24 protein-coding genes are annotated in these 18,963 nt (G+C 48.5%); 9 read left to right on the plus strand and 15 right to left on the minus strand.

Features of this window, described 5'->3' with window-relative positions; all coding sequences use genetic code 11:
* Nucleotides 1-97 precede the first annotated feature (97 nt).
* A complete protein-coding gene (pmbA, locus tag PUN32_RS08610) occupies nucleotides 98-1,441 on the plus strand; it encodes a metalloprotease PmbA (protein WP_274722724.1) in 1,344 nt (447 codons plus the stop codon).
* Nucleotides 1,442-1,515: 74 nt separating this feature from the next.
* Here pmbA and mgtE read toward each other — a convergent pair whose 3' ends face one another.
* The 12 genes from mgtE to PUN32_RS08670 all read right to left on the minus strand — a co-directional run bounded on the left by mgtE (nucleotide 1,516) and on the right by PUN32_RS08670 (nucleotide 10,802).
* The gene (gene mgtE / locus PUN32_RS08615; RefSeq protein ID WP_166014292.1) at nucleotides 1,516-2,877 is read right to left on the minus strand and encodes a magnesium transporter; all 1,362 of its coding nucleotides are present in this window, start codon (nucleotides 2,875-2,877) and stop codon (nucleotides 1,516-1,518) included.
* Between the two features lie 189 nt (nucleotides 2,878-3,066).
* Entirely contained in the window at nucleotides 3,067-3,345 is a 279-nt protein-coding gene (locus PUN32_RS08620) for an HPr family phosphocarrier protein (protein ID WP_166014293.1), read from the minus strand.
* 8 nt (nucleotides 3,346-3,353) lie between these two features.
* A complete protein-coding gene (rapZ, locus tag PUN32_RS08625; protein ID WP_274722725.1) occupies nucleotides 3,354-4,214 on the minus strand; it encodes an RNase adapter RapZ in 861 nt (286 codons plus the stop codon).
* Between the two features lie 19 nt (nucleotides 4,215-4,233).
* The gene (ptsN, locus tag PUN32_RS08630; RefSeq protein WP_274722726.1) at nucleotides 4,234-4,689 is read right to left on the minus strand and encodes a PTS IIA-like nitrogen regulatory protein PtsN; all 456 of its coding nucleotides are present in this window, start codon (nucleotides 4,687-4,689) and stop codon (nucleotides 4,234-4,236) included.
* Between the two features lie 2 nt (nucleotides 4,690-4,691).
* Nucleotides 4,692-4,979 (minus strand): ribosome hibernation promoting factor, encoded by a 288-nt coding sequence (gene hpf, locus PUN32_RS08635; protein ID WP_166014296.1) that lies wholly within the window; start codon nucleotides 4,977-4,979, stop codon nucleotides 4,692-4,694.
* Between the two features lie 24 nt (nucleotides 4,980-5,003).
* On the minus strand, nucleotides 5,004-6,464 hold the full coding sequence (locus tag PUN32_RS08640) for an RNA polymerase factor sigma-54 (protein WP_274722727.1): 1,461 nt from the start codon (nucleotides 6,462-6,464) through the stop codon (nucleotides 5,004-5,006).
* Nucleotides 6,465-6,520: 56 nt separating this feature from the next.
* Complete coding sequence (lptB, locus tag PUN32_RS08645; protein ID WP_166014298.1) at nucleotides 6,521-7,246, minus strand: LPS export ABC transporter ATP-binding protein; 726 nt, start codon at nucleotides 7,244-7,246, stop codon at nucleotides 6,521-6,523.
* Nucleotides 7,247-7,248: 2 nt separating this feature from the next.
* On the minus strand, nucleotides 7,249-7,743 hold the full coding sequence (gene lptA, locus PUN32_RS08650) for a lipopolysaccharide transport periplasmic protein LptA (protein ID WP_166014299.1): 495 nt from the start codon (nucleotides 7,741-7,743) through the stop codon (nucleotides 7,249-7,251).
* Nucleotides 7,724-8,287, minus strand: a complete 564-nt coding sequence (gene lptC / locus PUN32_RS08655; protein ID WP_274722729.1) for an LPS export ABC transporter periplasmic protein LptC — start codon at nucleotides 8,285-8,287, stop codon at nucleotides 7,724-7,726. The genes lptA and lptC overlap by 20 nt, the downstream gene beginning before the upstream one ends.
* Nucleotides 8,284-8,841, minus strand: a complete 558-nt coding sequence (gene kdsC, locus PUN32_RS08660; protein ID WP_274722730.1) for a 3-deoxy-manno-octulosonate-8-phosphatase KdsC — start codon at nucleotides 8,839-8,841, stop codon at nucleotides 8,284-8,286. The genes lptC and kdsC overlap by 4 nt, the downstream gene beginning before the upstream one ends.
* Nucleotides 8,841-9,815, minus strand: a complete 975-nt coding sequence (kdsD, locus tag PUN32_RS08665) for an arabinose-5-phosphate isomerase KdsD (RefSeq protein ID WP_274722731.1) — start codon at nucleotides 9,813-9,815, stop codon at nucleotides 8,841-8,843. Before kdsD ends, kdsC begins: the two co-directional genes overlap by 1 nt.
* A gap of 24 nt (nucleotides 9,816-9,839) precedes the next feature.
* A complete protein-coding gene (locus PUN32_RS08670) occupies nucleotides 9,840-10,802 on the minus strand; it encodes a calcium/sodium antiporter (protein WP_274722756.1) in 963 nt (320 codons plus the stop codon).
* Nucleotides 10,803-11,420: 618 nt separating this feature from the next.
* On the opposite strand from PUN32_RS08670, the gene mlaF reads away from it, so the two are divergent.
* From mlaF to PUN32_RS08710, 8 genes are all read left to right on the plus strand, one after another.
* Nucleotides 11,421-12,224 carry a phospholipid ABC transporter ATP-binding protein MlaF gene (gene mlaF / locus PUN32_RS08675; protein WP_274722732.1) on the plus strand — a complete coding sequence of 268 codons (804 nt, stop codon included), beginning with the start codon at nucleotides 11,421-11,423 and terminating at the stop codon, nucleotides 12,222-12,224.
* A gap of 4 nt (nucleotides 12,225-12,228) precedes the next feature.
* Nucleotides 12,229-13,005: a lipid asymmetry maintenance ABC transporter permease subunit MlaE gene (gene mlaE / locus PUN32_RS08680; protein WP_274722757.1), complete on the plus strand. Its 777-nt coding sequence runs from the start codon at nucleotides 12,229-12,231 to the stop codon at nucleotides 13,003-13,005.
* 2 nt (nucleotides 13,006-13,007) lie between these two features.
* Entirely contained in the window at nucleotides 13,008-13,496 is a 489-nt protein-coding gene (gene mlaD / locus PUN32_RS08685) for an outer membrane lipid asymmetry maintenance protein MlaD (RefSeq protein WP_166014304.1), read from the plus strand.
* Between the two features lie 3 nt (nucleotides 13,497-13,499).
* Nucleotides 13,500-14,138 (plus strand): phospholipid-binding protein MlaC, encoded by a 639-nt coding sequence (gene mlaC / locus PUN32_RS08690; RefSeq protein WP_274722734.1) that lies wholly within the window; start codon nucleotides 13,500-13,502, stop codon nucleotides 14,136-14,138.
* Nucleotides 14,135-14,464, plus strand: a complete 330-nt coding sequence (locus PUN32_RS08695; RefSeq protein ID WP_166014306.1) for an STAS domain-containing protein — start codon at nucleotides 14,135-14,137, stop codon at nucleotides 14,462-14,464. Before mlaC ends, PUN32_RS08695 begins: the two co-directional genes overlap by 4 nt.
* Nucleotides 14,457-14,711: a BolA family iron metabolism protein IbaG gene (ibaG, locus tag PUN32_RS08700; RefSeq protein WP_166015017.1), complete on the plus strand. Its 255-nt coding sequence runs from the start codon at nucleotides 14,457-14,459 to the stop codon at nucleotides 14,709-14,711. Before PUN32_RS08695 ends, ibaG begins: the two co-directional genes overlap by 8 nt.
* A 7-nt stretch (nucleotides 14,712-14,718) precedes the next feature.
* On the plus strand, nucleotides 14,719-15,984 hold the full coding sequence (gene murA, locus PUN32_RS08705) for a UDP-N-acetylglucosamine 1-carboxyvinyltransferase (protein WP_274722735.1): 1,266 nt from the start codon (nucleotides 14,719-14,721) through the stop codon (nucleotides 15,982-15,984).
* Between the two features lie 72 nt (nucleotides 15,985-16,056).
* Nucleotides 16,057-16,785, plus strand: coding sequence for a 1-acylglycerol-3-phosphate O-acyltransferase (locus tag PUN32_RS08710; protein WP_274722736.1), 729 nt, complete (start codon nucleotides 16,057-16,059; stop codon nucleotides 16,783-16,785).
* Nucleotides 16,786-16,861: 76 nt separating this feature from the next.
* Here PUN32_RS08710 and PUN32_RS08715 read toward each other — a convergent pair whose 3' ends face one another.
* The 3 genes from PUN32_RS08715 to pyrB form a co-directional block, all read right to left on the minus strand.
* The gene (locus tag PUN32_RS08715) at nucleotides 16,862-17,251 is read right to left on the minus strand and encodes a Rid family detoxifying hydrolase (RefSeq protein ID WP_166014309.1); all 390 of its coding nucleotides are present in this window, start codon (nucleotides 17,249-17,251) and stop codon (nucleotides 16,862-16,864) included.
* 92 nt (nucleotides 17,252-17,343) lie between these two features.
* Nucleotides 17,344-17,811, minus strand: a complete 468-nt coding sequence (gene pyrI, locus PUN32_RS08720; RefSeq protein WP_274722737.1) for an aspartate carbamoyltransferase regulatory subunit — start codon at nucleotides 17,809-17,811, stop codon at nucleotides 17,344-17,346.
* 12 nt (nucleotides 17,812-17,823) lie between these two features.
* Nucleotides 17,824-18,753 carry an aspartate carbamoyltransferase gene (gene pyrB / locus PUN32_RS08725; protein WP_166014311.1) on the minus strand — a complete coding sequence of 310 codons (930 nt, stop codon included), beginning with the start codon at nucleotides 18,751-18,753 and terminating at the stop codon, nucleotides 17,824-17,826.
* Nucleotides 18,754-18,963 lie beyond the last annotated feature (210 nt).

The raw sequence follows: 18,963 nt of genomic DNA on the forward strand, positions 1-18,963 counted from the left end.
ATGAGTTATTTATGTCGGCTATTTTAGCAAGAATCGTGGGGAGAAAGCGAAATTCTTGTTATCCTATTCACATTAATCACCCATGGTGGAATGAGAGATGGATGTAAAAGAGCGAGTTGCGCTGCAGCGCCAAGAGCTGGAAGCCGCAGTAGCCAGAGCATTAGAGCTGGCGGCGGCGAGTTCTGATGCGGCAGAAGTGGCGATCACCAAAAGTACCGGATTAAGTGTTTCGACCCTGATGGGCGAAGTTGAGAATGTTGAATTCAATAGTGATGGCGCATTGGGCATCACCGTCTATCGCGGTCAGCGCAAAGGCAGTGCTTCAACTTCGGATTTGAGTGAAAAAGCGATCCGACAAACCGTGTTAGCGGCGTTGGATATTGCTCAGTACACTTCACCAGACCCTTACGCTGGACCCGCACCACAAGAGTTGATGGTGCAGGAGATCCCAGATCTTGATTTATTTCATCCCGATGAGCCGGATCCGGATGTGGCCGCGCAAATGGCGATTGCTGCCGAGCAGGCTGCGTTAGGTTACAGCAAGCGGATTAAACAGAGTGATGGCGGTAGCTACGATAGCCATTATGGTCTGCGTGTGTATGGTAACAGTCACGGTTTATTAGCCAGCTATGCCTCAAGCCGCCACAGCATTAGCTGTAGCGTGATTGGCGAAGGGCGCAATGGCGAAATGGAGCGTGATTATAGCTATAGTGTCGCGCGTCATCGTGATGATTTATGGACACCAGAAACCGTCGGTTTACAAGCAGCACAAAGCACGGTTAGCCGGCTTGATCCACACAAGCTAAAAACAGGCCAGTATCCGGTGATGTTTGCCGCGGATGTGGCAACCGGTTTAATCGGTCATTTGGTGATGGCGATCAGCGGTGGCAATTTATATCGTAAATCGAGTTTTTTACTCGATCATCTTGGCAAGTCGATCCTGCCCGCTTGGTTTAATATCAGCGAGCGACCGCATGTCAAACGGGGTCTAGCTTCGAGCCCATTTGATAGTGAAGGGGTACGTACCCAAGATTTGGAGATCATCACCGATGGTGTGTTGGCGACCTATTTGCTGACCAGTTACGCGGCGCGCAAAATGCAGATGACCCCGACCGGCCATGCGGGTGGTATTCATAACTGGTATGTGAAATCAACTGGGCAAAATTACCAACAGATGCTCAAAGAGCTCGGTACTGGCTTGCTGGTCACCGAAGTGATGGGGCAAGGCGTGAATGTGGTCACTGGTGATTATTCACGCGGAGCGTCCGGTTTTTGGGTTGAAAATGGGGTGATTCAATATCCGGTGGCGGAAATTACCATCGCTGGCAATCTCAAACAGATGTTGCAACAGATCGTGGCTGTCGGCAGCGATATTGAAACGCGCTCACAGATCCAAACCGGTTCGATTTTGTTAGAAGCAATGAAGGTGGCTGGCGAGTAAATTCGTTGTTTGGATGGATTTAAGCATCAAAAAGCCGACGCTAAGTCGGCTTTTTGGTGGCTGGTTGAGCGGCTTTAATGGACTATCAACAAAGTGGCTAAACCGAGAAATACCGATAAACCAATCACATCGGTCACTGTGGTTAATGCCATTCCGCCAGCCAGAGCCGGATCGATATTCATTTTTTTGAGCAAAATCGGGATCGAAACACCAGCAATGCCAGCCACAATTAGGTTGGTCATCATTGCCGCCGAGATGATCGCACCGAGCATCCAGTCGCCTTTCCATGCCATGACAATCGTACCAATGATCAATGCCCACATAATGCCGTTGAGCAGGCCGATGGCCGCTTCTTTGAGCAGTAATTCGCGTTGGTTACTGTCACCGATATGACCCAGTGCCAAGCCACGGATCACCAGCGCCACGGTTTGGTTGCCAGCGACACCACCCATAGACGGAACTATGGTCATTAATACGGCGACCGCAGCCATCTGCTCTAGGGTGGCTTCAAACATATTGGAAACCGACGCTGCGGCTAGGGCGGCCAGCACGTTGGCTCCTAACCAAATACTGCGTTTTCGTGCCGATTTGACCACTGGAGCAAAGGTATCCTCATCATCGTTCATACCCGCCATACTCATCATCGAGTGCTCGGCGTCTTCACGAATGATATCAACCACATCATCGATGGTGATCCGGCCCACCAGATGCTGATTTTCATCGACCACTGGTGCGGAAACCCAGTTACGCCGTTCGAACAGATTGGCGATGTCCGAGTCTTTCATATCGACTTTGATCGCTTCATCGGCATCGTCCATCACTTCACTGACCGCTACATCAGGTTGGGTAGTCAGCAGGGTCGAGAGCGAAAGGTGACCAATCAGTTTACTTTCATCATCAATTACATACAGTGCGTCGGTTGCTTCTGGTAACTCACCTTTCATCCGTAAATAACGCAGCACAACATCGACATCAACATCGGCGCGAATGGTGATCACGTCGGTGTTCATCAAACCACCGGCGGTATCTTCTGGATAGGAGAGTGCGGTTTCCACTCGCAGGCGATCGGCGGCATCCATTTGTGCCAATACTTCACGTGACACATCATCTGGCAAGCTACGTAAAACATAGGCGACATCGTCGATGTCCATGCCTTCGGTCGCTTCGGCAAGCTTTTCCGGTGCCATCTTGGACACCAGCGCGTCCTTGACGTCTTCATTTAGCTCATCAAGAATCTCACCGTAATCTTCAGGATCCGTCAGCTGCCACAGTACCTCACGCGCTTTACGTGGTGAGGCTTCCAGTAGATGAGCAATATCTTCTGGCTCCATGTCTTGCAATTGGCGACGAACATGGACAAAGCGGCCGTTATCTAAGGCATCGGTGATTTCTTGGAGGGTGAGGTGAGCTTGGTCAAATTCGATTTGCTCGGCCATGGCTTCCCCCTAGGTTGGCGTTGGAATAATGGTCAGCATGGTAACTTAATTTACCCGCTTATTTAATAAGATCTTATTACCGATGATGGATTTATTTGCTCGGTTTAGGCTTGGCTTGATGATTGACTCTCTGGCAGGGTGGTAAAGCCGTAAAGGGGCCAGCGTTAGCCGCTAAGCCCAGGTTGCGCTTTAATCATCTTCATCAAACTTCTGTTCGATCAATTGACAGACCGCATTGAGCGCTGGTTGGGCTTGTGAGCCTTCAGCGGAGATTACCACCTGCTGCCCTTGCGCCGATTCGAGCATCAGCAGCCCCATCACGCTATCGGCAGTAGCCGTGCGGCCATCTTGGCTTTGCACAGTGAGTATTGCGTCAAATGATTGGGCCAATTGCACCAGTTTAATGGCGGCGCGGGCATGTAGGCCAAGGCGATTTTGGATCAGTACAGTTTGGCAGAGCTGCGACATAGTCACCTCTAGGATTGCTGTTTTTCCAATGAAGTATGGCGAATTTGTACCTGATGTCCCTGTGCGGCAAAATATTCACCCAGTTGTTGGGTTAGGTAAACTGAGCGATGCTTACCGCCAGTACAGCCAATCGCAATGGTCAGATAACTGCGGTTATTTTTTTCCAGCATGGGTAGCCAGTGTTCGAAGAAGGTTTGGATCTGCTGTTTGAGTTCCAGCACTTCACTATGGCTGGCTAAAAAGGCTTGGATGGGCGCATCCAGCCCAGTCAGTGGGCGCAGATCGGGCTGCCAATGTGGATTGGGCAAAAAACGCACATCAAATACGTAGTCAGCATCGGTCGGTAAACCGTATTTAAAGCCAAAGGATTGAAACACCATGACTAAGTCTTTGCGCTCACGTCCTTCAATACGCATGCGTACCGTTTCACTCAGATCATGCAACGATTGATTACTGCTATCGAGTAGCAGATCGGCTTGCTCTTTGAGCGGGGCCAGCAGCTGCTTTTCCAGCTCGATGGCTTGGGCAAGAGAGGGTTTACTGTGGCTGAGTGAGAGAGGGTGAATGCGCCGTGTTTCGCTATAACGTTTGAGCAGGGTTTCTGGATTGGCGTCTAAAAACAGCATGCTGACATCGTTATTCTGCTTGAGCTGATTGAGCACATCCTGCACTAGCCCCGGCTCTTTGGGCAGATTACGAATATCAATACTGACCGCGACGTTTTGCTGGCTACCTTGTACCGATTGAATGAAAGCGGGCAATAAGCTAACCGGTAGGTTATCGACACAGTAATAGCCTAAGTCTTCTAACACTCGTAATGCGACACTTTTACCCGCACCCGACTGGCCGCTGACTACGATTAAACGCATGAGGTTGACCTATTATTGATTAATCATCAGGTTGATTAACCATGATGTCATACAGTTGCTGATCGCTTGCTGCGTTGCGCAGTTGTTTGAGGATCTGCTTATCGTTGAGGCGTTCTGCCATGCAAGCCAAAGTTTTCAAATGTTCTTTACATTGTTCTTCAGGGACCAGTAGCGCAAACAGTAGGTCAACGGGTCGGTTATCAATCGCATCAAATTCAATCGGCTCTGCACATTGCAGTAAAACCGCGATCGCATGTTCACTGTTGGACATGCGTGCATGGGGGATAGCGATGCCGTTGCCAATTCCGGTACTACCCATTTTTTCACGGCTGAGCATACACTCAAACAGCTCGGTAGAATTTTGACCAGTGTGCAGGGCAGCGACTTCGCTGATGATTTCTAGTGCTCGTTTTTTACTAGAACATTGGACTGCACTTTTGGTGCAGTCCAATGAAAGTACTTCGCTCAATTGCATGATTAATAACTACTTAGTTTTTCTTTATGCTTGTTCAATTGTCGAACCAATTTATCCACCACACTATCGATGGCGGCATACATGTTTTCATCGTCCGCGTGGGCGTGAATTTCGGCTTGGTTTACGTGGAGCGTAGCTTCGGCGATCTGACGCAGTTTTTCAACACGTAAAATAACTTGAATGTGATTAATGTGGTCGAAAAAACGCTCAAGTTTGTCAAATTTGGAGTGAACATAGTCTTGCATTGAATCGGTAAGATCAATGTGATGGCCTTGAATATTGATTTGCATAGACTTTCCTTCTCTAGTTTAGGCCTATAGTAGGCGTTTACGCTGACTCGATGGGGCGATGCCGAGTGATTCGCGGTATTTAGCGATGGTACGCCGCGCCACTTGGATGCCTTGGTCTGCGAGTAGGGTGGCGATCTTGCTGTCACTTAGTGGCTTAGCGGGTGTTTCCGCCGCCACTAATTTTTTGATCAGCGCCCTGATCGCCGTAGACGAGCACTCTCCGCCATTGTCGGTACTGACGTGACTGGAGAAGAAGTACTTCAACTCAAAAATGCCGCGTGGAGTATGCATGTATTTCTGCGTGGTGACTCGCGAAATCGTCGATTCATGCATCTCTACCGCCAGTGCTACATCGTTAAGCACCATCGGCTTCATTGCTTCTTCACCATACTCGAAGAAATCGTGCTGGTGTTCTACGATGCACTTGGCAACTTTGAGTAGCGTCTCGTTTCTACTTTCTAAACTTTTGATCAGCCATTTCGCTTCCTGCAAGTTGCTACGAATGTAATTGCTGTCGGCATTATTGCCGCGCATTAGGCTAGCGTACTGCTGATTGACCTTAAGTTTAGGGATGCTATCTGGGTTGATGGTGACCAACCATCGCCCTTGTTCTTTATACACTGATACATCTGGGATGACATATTCTGCGTGATCTTGGGCAATGCGACTGCCTGGACGTGGGTCGAGTTGCTGGATCAGTTGCAAAATTTCGCGTAACTCTTCTTCTTTGAGCTTAGTCTCTTTCAGAATAGTTTTGTAATCGCGATTGCCTAAATCATCAATATAGTGTGCGAGTAGTTGCTGTGCCTCGTTTAACCAAGGGGTATCGCTTGGATAAGTGGTGAGCTGCAGCAATAAACAGTCTTGCAAATTGAGTGAGGCGACGCCGAATGGATCGAATTGCTGAATACGTTTACGTACTGCTTCGATTTCATCGAGTTCAATATCCTCACTGTGCAAGCTCTCTTGGATTTCTTCAAGTGAGACAGTTAAATAACCGTAATCGTCGATCGCATCGATTAACGCAACGGCAATGGTGCGATCGACGTCACTAAATGGGGTTAAATCGAGTTGCCAATGCAGGTAATCTTGCAGAGTTTGGGTGGTCTCACCTTGGTAAATCGGCGCATCATCATCAAGGGCGAGGCCAGTACTGCCGGTATTAGCGCTGTAAACTTCATCCCAAGTGGTATCCATTTCTAATTCGGCGCTGATCTCTGAGCGTTCAATCAGCTCTGAGCTGTCTTGTGGTTCAGATTCATAGTGCTCTTGATCATGGGCGGTTTCTTCTGGTGACGCTTGATTGTCCGGTGCCGGCGTGTCGTCTTGGTGCTCTTCCACTTCTAACAATGGGTTAGATTCTAAGGCTTCCTGAATTTCTTGCTGCAAATCCAGCGTCGAAAGCTGCAGTAGACGAATCGCCTGTTGCAGTTGCGGAGTCATGGCTAATTGTTGACCAAGCTTGAGCTGTAATGACGGTTTCATGCAGTAATGGATGCCTTGTTATTGTTAGTATGGGGTGGACTCTACGCGTTGGTTAATCATAGGCGGAATTGTTCGCCGAGATAAACCTGCTTAACTTGCTCGTTATTGAGCACCTCTTGTGGGCTGCCTTCAGCAATCAGGCGGCCTTGGCTGACAATATAGGCTTTCTCACACACATCGAGCGTTTCACGCACGTTGTGATCGGTGATGAGAACTCCTAAGCCACGATCACGCAGATGTTCAATGATCTTTTTAATATCGATGACCGAAATGGGGTCAACCCCCGCAAAAGGCTCATCAAGTAAGATAAATTGTGGGTTAGCCGCCAGTGCGCGGGCAATCTCTACTCGGCGACGTTCACCTCCGGATAAGGCCATGCCAGCACTTTTGCGAATGTGTTGTATATGGAACTCTTCCAGCAGATCTTCGAGTCGGTCTTGACGCTCTTCATGGGTCAGCTCTTCGCGGGTTTGCAGTACCGCCATGATGTTATCTTCGACCGAGAGTTTGCGGAAAATCGAGGCTTCTTGTGGTAAATAGCCAATTCCCATCCGTGAGCGGCTGTGCATCGGTAGGATGCTGATGTCGTTGTCATCAATGGTGATCACCCCTTCATCACGCGCTACTAGGCCGACAATCATGTAAAACGAGGTGGTTTTACCCGCACCATTGGGGCCGAGTAGCCCGACAATTTGGCCAGATTCAACTTGCAAGCTGACATCCGAAACCACTTTGCGTTTTTTATAGCTTTTGGCTAAGTGCTGTGCTTTTAAAATGGCCATGATTACTCTTGAATGACTTGTGGTTGAAGAACGGTCGAGACGCGCCCTTTGCCATCGCTATCGGCAACCAGCTTTTGTGTGCTGATTTTGTAGCGAATTTTGCTGCCGCGAATTTCACTGTCATCTTGTGCGAGCATGGCTTTATTGACCATCACTAATTCATCATCACGCACTTTGTAGTACAGCTCTTTCGCTTCTCCGTACAGAGTTTTACCTTCATCAGTTAGCTGCGAGAACGTGGCCACATTACCGTAACCTTCAATCTCTTCAATTTTGCCGTTGTCGAGGTTGCGGATCACGATCAGCTTATCGGCATTGATAGTGATGCTGCCTTGTTTGAGTTTCACATCGCCCAAGAAGGTAACGCGGTTGCTCTTCATATCCAGTTGTTGACTATCCGAGTCGATGTAAACCGGCTGTTCCCTGTCGGTAGAGAGTGCATAAGCCTGAGTCGAGGCGAGCAAACAAGCAATAAGGCTAAGGTGTGAGCGTTTCATATCTACCTTGTACTTGGTTATACAGTTCAGCCGAGTGATCGGCAAAATTGCCTTTCATCGCTTGACCATGTGTTTCAAATTGTGGACCGTGCAGTTTGACTGGCTTGTCGGCCCAAAAATCACGACTTTTCAGTTGGATGCTCATTTCACTGGTGGTCAGAGCATCAAAGCCTGAGTCAGGCAGTAAATTGTTCGCCACCACATCATCATATAAAGTCAGTACCTGATCTTTGCTCAGAATACCGCGACGGGCGGTGATTTCCCATTCTTGTAGCGTGCCTTGCTGATACACTTTGAGTATCGGTGCTTTAAACAGGGTATTACCACTTTTCGCATAGTGATCCAGATTGGTTGAGGTAATCACATAGCTGCGAATGCCTTGTTCACTGTACGAGATATTCTCTAAATTTTTGCCGCTGAACATTGGCAGCTCAAGATTCGGCGCGACCTGAATCTTGCTGGCTTGGTTTTGCTCAAGCAAGTAATACAGCGACCAAGTCGCAATAAACAGCAATAATACGTACACAATACGCGGTAAAGTCATAGGCTCAAGCCTTTATGCACATCCAATTCATCGCGCGCTTGTAAGATTAAATCACACACCTCACGCACCGCGCCGTAACCGCCTTTAATATGGGTAACATAATTAGCGCGCTGAGCCAATAATGGATGGCCGTCGGCGACGCACACGCGCAGCGCCACTTTTTCCATGACTGGCCAATCAATCAAATCATCACCAATATAACCCGTGTGTTCAGGACGGATCGCCAGTCGGCGACAAATGTCATTATAGGCTTGCACCTTATCATCCTGTCCCTGATAGATCAGTGAAATACCCAACGCTTTCATTCGATTTTCAACAATTTGTGAACGGCGACCAGTAATGATCGCGATCTCAACCCCTGCGCTCATCAGGGCTTTAACCCCATAACCATCACGGGTATGGAAGGTTTTCAGCTCTTCCCCTTGATTACCCATGTAGATCAAGCCATCGGAAAATACGCCGTCTACATCACAAATCAGCAGCTTGATCTGTTTGGCAATCGCGAGCAGTGAAGGTTCCACTGTGCCATACAGGGTTGCAACGCGAGTGCTCATTACATGACTCCTGCTTTAAGGAGATCATGCATATTGAGTGCGCCGACTAATTTGTGGTTTTCCACCAGCATCAAACCGTTAATCCGTTTCGCTTGCATCAGATTAAGCCCTTCTACCGCTAGCAAATTGGGTTGAGCAACGGTCGGATGGCAAGTCATTACTTGTGCAATCGTGGTACTGTGAATATCAATCCGCTTATCAAGGATACGGCGTAAATCGCCATCAGTAAAAATTCCGAGCAATTGATCTTGTTCATCAACGATGGCGGTCATACCGAGCCCTTTTTGGCTGATCTCCAGCAGTGCATCGCGGATCAGTGCGTGCGGGGCGACTTTAGGCAGTGCGTCGCCGCTGTGCATAATGTCGTTAAGTTTAAGTAATAGTTTACGTCCAAGTGCGCCGCCAGGATGAGACAGAGCAAAATCTTCCGCGGTAAAGCCGCGCGCTTGCATCACCGCGACCGCCAAGGCATCGCCCATGACTAGGGTTGCGGTCGTGCTTGAGGTTGGCGCTAATTCTAATGGGCACGCTTCACGTGGCACGGTGATTTGCAGATGGATATCCGCCAGTTTCGCCATATTGGAATGGGGATTACCGGTCATGCTGATCACGCGGATGTTCAAGCGTTTGAGCACGGGTAACAGAAATAAAATCTCCGATGATTCTCCGGAGTTTGAGATCGCTAGCACGATGTCACCACGTTCAATCATGCCGAGATCGCCATGTGAAGCTTCGCCAGGATGGACAAAAAATGCAGACGTTCCGGTGCTGGCCAAGGTAGCGGCAATTTTTTTACCGATGTGTCCCGATTTGCCCATGCCCATCACCACCACTTTGCCAGTTTGGTTGGCTAACATCATGCGACATGCGTTAACAAAATCGGTATTGATGTATTGTTCTAATTGTTGCAACGCCGCAATTTCGGTTTGCAGTACTTGTTTCGCCACCGCTTGGTAATCAAATGAGTTGGACATCCGCAATATTCCTCTTTCGCGCCGTTAAATATTCAGCAATAGGTAACTAATGTAACCGATGAAGCAGCTTAGCAGTAGTGCGCCTTCCCAGCGGCTAATTTGGCGACGCTTACCCAACACCAGCGCGACTAACAGCAGTGAAACGCCCAGCATCACCCAAAAATCACGCCCCATCGCTTGTGAACTAAGGAGTGATGGATTGAGTAAACCGGGGATCCCCATGACCGCTAAAATGTTAAACACGTTGGAGCCGATAATATTACCCACTGCCATGTCATCTTCGCCCTTGAGCGCACCGGCTAAAGAAGCGGCCAGCTCTGGCAAGCTAGTGCCAATCGCAATAATGGTTAAACCGATCACCAGATCGCTCATTCCGAAATATTTGGCGATCACCACTGCGTTATCCACCAGCATACTCGCGCCGAGCGGCAGTAGGATCAGCCCCACGATTACCCAAAACAGTGCATGGCGATTATTCACCCCAGCCGGAATTTCTGATGCTTGTTCATCGAGTAAGGTATCGCCATGGGATTGCTCTTTGCGGCTAATTTGTAGCATGATCAAAATGAACACACTAAACAGGCCGATCAGTAAGATGCCTTCATAAAAGCCGAGGTAGTTGTCCCATAAGATCATGCCAGCGATCAGCGTGACACCAAGCATGATTGGCAGTTCACGGCGGATCACCGCAGAGCCAATCGAGAGCGGTTTAACCATCGCGGTGATACCTAAAATCAGCGCAATATTCGCAATGTTGGAGCCCAACACATTACCGACCGCCGTATCGGTTTTGCCTTCTAATGCGGCGGTCGCTGAAACCATCATTTCTGGCGCAGAGGAGCCCATGGCCAGTATGGTCATACCGATCACTAAAGGGGAGATCCCGATATTGCGGGCTAATGCCGCTGAACCAAACACTAATTTGTCTGCACCCCAGACTAAGATCGCGAGACCGATAAACAGCAAGACCACCGCTTCAAGCATGATGATTTCCAAATAATAAATGAATACTAACGCCATCGATGCTGAAGTGAGAGATGCAATATATGCCATCCTAATCAGTGAGTTAACCCATTTGATTATGAATTTATTCATCCTCAATCATCTGCAGCGAGTTAGGCCGAGAATTGATCGCTAATTTTGACTTGTTGGTCATTAAAAGGGAAGCTGAAGTTCGAATTAATTGCGCTGATCCACGAGCGTTGTTGGGCATCCACAGGTGATTGATGACCAGTAACGGCGGCATGCCACACGCTTAACCTATATTGGATGGATTGTGCTTAAATCGACATGTTAGCCACTGGTTGGCGAAACCAAGTCGGGTGAGTCAATCGTCTATGCTTAATTAAGAAGCTACCTAATTAAGAAGCTACCTAGGTGGTCATTGAAGTATTGGTGGATTGCGATCGCTGACGGTGCTTGTGACAAATCTTGGTCAAGAACCGTGCCTCGCACTGCGGTATGCTTTTAATTGCACCATATTGTGCATTATCATGCGCATTCTTACCGGATGTCGATTTAACTAACGCATCGATTTCACTAACAAGTCGATTTAGCTAATACATCGATTTAACTAACGTGTTGATCTAACTAAGAAGTGCTCGTATGTCCCAACCTGACTTAGTCACCATCAAAAATTTACGCTTCTCACGTTCGCGCCGGGTCATTTTTGATGATATTGATCTGCATGTTCCGCGCGGTAAAGTTACCGCGATCATGGGGCCATCCGGGATCGGTAAAACCACCTTGCTACGTTTAATTGGTGGCCAGCTGCTGCCAGAGCACGGTGAAATTTGGTTTGATGGTGAAAATATTCCGACTCTCAGCCGACGTAAACTGTATCGCGCGCGTAAAAAAATGAGCATGTTATTTCAATCCGGCGCGCTGTTTACCGATCTCAACGTCTTCGACAATGTGGCTTATCCGCTGCGTGAGCATACCGAATTGGATGAGGCGCTGATCAAAAGCTTAGTGCTGCTGAAATTAGAAGCGGTGGGTTTACGTGGTGCGGCCAATTTAATGCCTAGCGAGCTGTCTGGTGGCATGGCGCGCCGCGCGGCTTTGGCTCGTGCGATCGCGCTGGATCCTGAACTGATCATGTATGATGAACCTTTCGTTGGACAAGATCCGATCACTATGGGCGTTCTAGTCGAGCTGATCCGCAACCTTAACCAAGCCTTGGGCGCGACTTCGGTAGTGGTTTCGCACGATGTGCCAGAAGTGATGAGTATTGCTGACTGGGTATATCTGCTAGCTGATGGCAAAGTGATCGCACAAGGCTCACCGCAAGCGCTGCGCGATAATCCTGATCCGCGTGTCCAACAATTTTTATGCGGTGATGCTGATGGCCCAGTGCCATTTCGTTTCCCTGCCCAGCCACTAGAACAGGAGCTGTTTAGTGCTAAATGATGTAATGCAGTGGGTAAGCCGTATCGGCCAGCGAGCTCTGGCGATCTGCGAAACCTTTGGCCGTGCCAGTTTAATGCTGTTTGGTGCCCTGGTTGGACGGCCGCAACCGGTGCGTAATTTCCCGCTCTTACTACGCCAGCTATACAGTATTGGGGTGCAATCGTTGGCGATTATCATGGTTTCTGGCCTGTTTATTGGCATGGTGCTGAGCTTGCAAGGCTATGTGATCTTGGTCGATTACGGTGCGGAAACCAGTTTAGGTCAAATGGTGGCGTTATCATTGCTGCGTGAGCTGGGACCTGTGGTGACAGCCCTGCTGTTTGCTGGGCGTGCTGGCTCGGCATTAACCGCAGAAATTGGTTTGATGAAAGCAACGGAACAGCTCTCTAGCTTAGAAATGATGGCGATTGATCCGCTCAAACGGGTGATTGCCCCACGCTTTTGGGCCGGAGTTATTTCGATGCCGCTGCTGGCGATGATTTTTATGGCGATTGGCATCTGGGGCGGGCAGTTAGTCGGTGTGGATTGGAAAGGGATTGATCACGGCAGTTTCTGGTCGGCGATGCAATCCTCGGTTGAATTGGGACAAGATATTGGCAACAGCGCACTCAAGTGTGTGGTGTTTGCGTTTACGGTAACTTGGATTGCTTTGTTTAATGGTTATGACGCGGTTCCGACTTCGGAAGGGATCAGCCGAGCGACGACTCGCACGGTAGTACACTCATCACTAGCCGTTCTTGGGCTAGATTTTATTCTAACCGCATTGATGTTTGGGAATTGATCATGCAACAAACACGAAAAATTGAATTTTGGGTTGGCAGCTTTGTGCTGGCTGGAATTTGCGCGATATTGGTGATGATTTTTCAGGTCGCTGACGTCAAAGGATTGGGCGCAACCAATACTTATCGTCTGACCGCAGAATTTGACAACATTGGCAGTCTCAAGGTGCGCTCGCCAGTCAAAGTGGGTGGCGTGGTAGTGGGGCGTGTGGAATCGATCGCGCTCAACAAAACGCGTTTGTTGCCAACAGTAACGCTGGCGATTGATAGTCAATATGACCAGTTTCCAGAAAACTCCAGCTTACAGATCTTAACTTCAGGTTTGATCGGTGAGCAGTATTTAAGTTTAGTGCCCGGTTTTGTGTTTGAAGATGAAGCGATGCTTAAAGAGGGCGATCGGATTGAAGACACTAAATCTGCATTAGTATTGGAAGATTTGATTGGCCAAGTGCTGTACAGCGTCGGTGGATCAGACAAAGAGAAAAAGGAATAAGTGATGTGGAAAAAAGCGTTACTCCTAGCGAGTGCAATGTTAATGCCTTGGCTCGTGACAGCGGCAACCATTGATACCAGCAACCCTTACCAAATGATGAAAGCCGTTGCTGAGCAGTCGTTTGAGCGTCTAAAAAACGAACAGCCTCAAGTGCGTCAAGATCCGCAATATTTGAAAGTGATTGTCGAGCAAGAGTTGATGCCTTATGTCAACGATCAGTACGCGGCGCTTAAATTACTCGGCCCGAATCTCAGAGGTGCTAAGCGTGAAGATGTGGCCGAGTTTGTCAAAGCATTTCGCGCTTATCTGGTGACGAGTTACGCGCAGGTCTTGACTCAATACAGCAATCAAACCATTGAGTTTGCTCCTCCAATGCCACTGGAAGAGGATCGCCGCATTGCCAGCGTCAAAGTCGATATTGTCGATGCGCCACGTCCCAACATTAAACTTGAGTTTAAGCTGCGCCAAGAGAAATCGGGCGAGTGGAAAGCATTTGATCTGATCGCCGAAGGCGTGAGTCTGCTCTCTAGTAAACAGTCCGAATGGAACGGAAAAATTCGTCAGCAAGGTATTTTAGCCACCGCGCAGGAACTTGAACAATTGGCTAAACAGCCGATTCGTTTTGAGAGTCAAAGCCAATGAGTCATCCGCAGTGGCAAGCAATCAATGACCATCAATTTGGCTTAAGCGGCGAGTTGGATCGTGATTCGGTGCCGCAATTATGGATCTTGCTCAAAAATTGGCAGCCGCCAGCAAGGCAAATCGAGATTTCTTTGCAGCAAGTTGGCAGAATCGACTCGGCGGGTATGGTGTTGTTAATTCACTTAATAGAGCATGCAAAACGAAGAAACTGTCATATAATGCTCAGCTTCGTGCCAGAACAACTGCGCACACTGTTTCAGTTGAGCAATATTGAACATTTGATGTCTCAACACATAGCCAGACCAACCGAGGTGAATGGTGGATAGCGCACAAGTCCAACAAATTTTACAGCAAGCCCTTAATCTTGAAGAAATTCAGGTAACAGGTGAGGGCAGTCATTATCAAGTGATTGCGGTTGATGCTTGCTTTGCCGATATGAGCCGCGTGAAGAAACAGCAGATGATTTATGCCCCGTTGATGGGATACATCCAGCGCAATGAGATTCATGCGGTCACAATGAAAACGTTTACCCCACAAGAATGGGCACGCAATAAGAAGTTGATGTCCCTGTAAGGTTTTTATGGAAAAGTTTCGAGTTATTGGGTCAAATCAACCTCTTCAAGGTGAAGTGACCATTTCTGGCGCTAAAAACGCCGCCTTGCCAATTTTATTTGCCGCGATTTTGGCCGAGCAACCAGTTGAGGTTGCCAATGTTCCCCATCTGCGTGATATCGACACCACCATGGAGCTGCTTGAGCGTTTGGGCGCAAAAGTTGAGCGTAATGGTTCGGTACATGTCGACGCAGGTCCGATCAATCAATACTGTGCGCCTTACGATTTGGTGAAAACCATGCGCGCTTCAATTTGGGCGTTAGGCCCATTGGTGGCGCGTTTTGGCCAAGGGCAAGTCTCTTTACCGGGAGGCTGTGCGATTGGTGCGCGTCCGGTTGATCTGCATATTCACGGCTTAGAGCAACTTGGTGCGACCATCACTTTAGAAGATGGTTATGTCAAAGCGCATGTCGATGGCCGTTTAAAAGGCGCGCACATTGTGATGGATAAAGTCAGTGTGGGTGCCACGATCACTATTATGTGCGCCGCGACTTTAGCCGAAGGTACCACAGTGTTGGATAACGCAGCCCGTGAGCCGGAAATTGTTGATACAGCGATGTTCCTCAACCAACTGGGCGCCAAAATCTCTGGGATGGGTAGTGATACGATTACCATCGAAGGAGTGGAACGCCTTGGTGGTGGCAAGCACACTGTGGTGCCGGATCGGATTGAAACCGGTACCTTTTTAGTCGCCGCCGCCGTCTCGCGTGGCAAAATTATTTGTCGTAACACGCATGCGCATTTACTCGAAGCGGTATTGGCTAAGCTGGAAGAAGCGGGCGCGGCGATTGAGGTCGGTGCAGATTGGATCAGCCTTGATATGACGGGGCGCGAGCTAAAAGCGGTTAATGTGCGTACTGCGCCACACCCTGGTTTCCCCACCGATATGCAAGCGCAATTTACTTTGCTCAACATGATGGCGAAAGGCAGTGGCATGATCACTGAAACGATTTTTGAAAATCGTTTTATGCATGTGCCTGAGTTAAAACGCATGGGAGCGAAAGCGGAAATTGAAGGCAACACTGTGATTTGTGGTGATGTTGAACGCTTAAGTGGCGCGCAAGTGATGGCGACCGATTTACGCGCTTCGGCGAGTTTAGTGATTGCTGGTTGTATCGCTAAAGGCGAAACCATTGTCGATCGTATCTACCATATTGACCGTGGTTATGAGCGGATCGAGGATAAACTCTCAGCGCTGGGCGCTAAGATCGAGCGTTTCCGCGACCCGCGTTAAATTTTCCATTTATAAATGGGCCGAAATCCAATGATTTCGGCCTTTTTATTCTAGCCCTTTGGGAGAGATAGCATGATTGCTGTATTGCGTATCTTCGCCGTGGCCGTATTTGCCATTGTGATGTTTGTATTTGGTTGTGGCTACTGCTTGCTTAGTCCGCGCAACCCAAAACATGTGTATACCTTTGGTAAAAAATTTGCCGCGATGTCAAAAGTGTTCGGGATTCAACTGGAATACCGAGCTCCTGCTGATATCGATCAGCGTGGTCAGCATGTGTACATTGCTAACCATCAAAATAACTGGGATCTCTTTACCGTATCTAAAGCGGTCACTCCAAAAGTGGTGACGGTGGGTAAAAAAAGCTTGGCTTGGATGCCGCTGTTTGGCCAGCTGTATTGGTTGACCGGTAATATTTTGATTGATCGTAGCAATAAAGCCAAAGCCAAAGGCACAATAGATCAAGTGATTGATTCAATGCGCCACAGTGATGTTTCGGTGTGGATGTTTCCTGAAGGAACTCGCTCACGCGGACGCGGTTTATTGCCATTTAAAGCCGGTGCCTTTCATGCGGCGATTGGTGCTGGGGTGCCGATCATTCCGATTGTGTGTAGCTCGACCGATAAGCTTAGCTTTAATCGCTGGAACAACGGGCATGTGATTGTCGAGGTGTTACCACCAATCAGCACTGAAGGCTACAGCAAAGAGAATATTCGCGAGCTGTCCCAGCGTTGCCATCAGCAGATGCAAGCTAAGCTCGCCGAGTTGGATGCCGAAGTGGCAGAGCTGAACTGTAAAGCCTAGTCGCAGAGTTGATTGATACGAATAAAAAGGGTTGCCTGTGGCAACCCTTTTTGTATTTGAGATCCAATCAATCGGATTACTTACGCACCGCGATGGCTTCAATTTCGATGCCGACATCTTTTGGCAGTCGTGCCACTTCGACGCAAGAACGCGCTGGGTAATGGGCGACTTTATGTTCATCAAAGAACGCACCGTAGACTTGGTTTACGCTAGCAAAGTCATTGAGATCTTTGACAAAGACCGTCATTTTAACAATGTCACCCACGGTAAGGCCTGAAGCTTCCACTACCGCTTTTACGTTATCCAGTGATTGGCGAGCTTGCGCTGCGATATCGCTAGGAATGTCACCGGTGGTTGGATTGACTGGGATTTGCCCAGAAGTGAGCACCATATTGCCCAGATCAATCCCTTGAATATAAGGGCCAATTGCCGCTGGGGCTGCTTGCGTATGCAGAACTTTTGTCATGTTGGTTATCCGTCAGTTATTACCAAATCGCCGTTTAGTTTGCCTGTAAACCCTGCATGGGTAAAGCGCCACGTCACTGGCGCTCTGCTTGCTTAGGCTTCGATTTCGGTCACGACATCGCGGGCAAATACTTTTTCACAGTATTTGCACTTAAGCCGGATATCCTGATTTTTCTCAATAATTTTAAAGCTGCTTTCTACCGGCTCATTATGTGAAATACAGTTGCTATTTGGGCAGGCAAACACATTATTGATCCGCGTCGGTAGCTGGAGCGCCAATTTTTTCACCACTTGATAGTCTTCAATCTGATTGACGGTGGCATGTGGCGCATACAGCGCAAGTTTGTTGGCTTGTGCTTCACTGATGAATACATTTTCAATTTTGAGCAGATCTTTGCTACCCAGCGCTGAAGACGGTAGATTAAGGCCGATGGTGACACGTTGCGCGGAATGGTGCATATCAAACAGTTTCAGCACTTTAATCCCTACTTGTGCTGGAATATGGTCAATCACCGTGCCGTTGTTGATCGCTTCAACTTGTAGTTTGGTCTCTTTTGTCATGATCGGTTCTCCTTACAACGATTCGTTTAAAACCAAAGCCAGCAGGGCTTCACGAGCATAAACCCCGTTTTCAACCTGTTGGAAATAGTAAGCGTGTGGGGTTTTATCAACATCGGTGGTGATTTCATCCACACGTGGTAGTGGATGCAACACTTTGAGATTAGTGCGAGCTTGATTGAGGTGGGCGGCAGTCAAAACGTACGCCGATTTAATATGCACGTACTCAGACTCATCGAACCGCTCTTTTTGCACACGGGTCATGTACAGAATATCGAGCTCAGGGATCACGCTTTCCATATCGTTGAACATTTGATACTGCACACCAGCTTCATCGAGTTCTTCACAGATGTAATCCGGCATCGCCAGTGCTTCAGGAGCGACAAAGAAGAAGCGGTTATTATCAAATTTAGCCAGAGCTTGCGCCAGCGAGTGTACGGTACGGCCATATTTCAAATCGCCGACAAACGCTACATTGAGATTATCGAGTCGCCCTTGCGTTTCAAAAATAGAGTACAGATCCAGTAAGGTTTGTGATGGGTGCTGGTTAGAGCCGTCACCCGCGTTAATCACTGGCACGCCATTAGAAAATTCAGAAGCTAAACGCGCCGCCCCTTCTTGTGGGTGGCGCATCACAAACGCATCAACATAAGAGGAAATCACGCGTACTGAATCGGCCAGCGTTTCGCCTTTTTTGGCCAGCGAGGTATTACCGCCGTTATCAAAGCCAATCACGCTGCCGCCGATACGTTGAATAGCAGTTTCGAACGAGAGGCGAGTACGGGTAGAGGGTTCAAAGAAACAGCTCGCCACCACCTTGTGCTTGATCAATTCAGGATTGGGTTGGGCCTTCAGTTGGCCTGCGGTTTTCACAATCAACTCCAACTCTGCGCGCGAGAGTTCAGCAATCGAGATAATGTGCTTTTGGTAAAGCGAATTCGCCATGATCGTCTTCCCTATATGTTCTAATAGCTATAAAAAAGCCCCCCATAAGGGAGGCTTTAACAAATCAATGAGGGGAAAAACAGCGGCGCTAGTAAGCCAAACGACTGACTACTATTGACACTATTTTGAGCTGCACGTTGTGCAAATTTCATTGGCTACCCCTCAGACAAACGGTCGAAATTATACGCCGAAAGTTTGTGAGCGCAAGCG

Source organism: Vibrio chanodichtyis, from assembly GCF_028863985.1.
Taxonomy (GTDB): Bacteria; Pseudomonadota; Gammaproteobacteria; order Enterobacterales; family Vibrionaceae; genus Vibrio; species Vibrio chanodichtyis.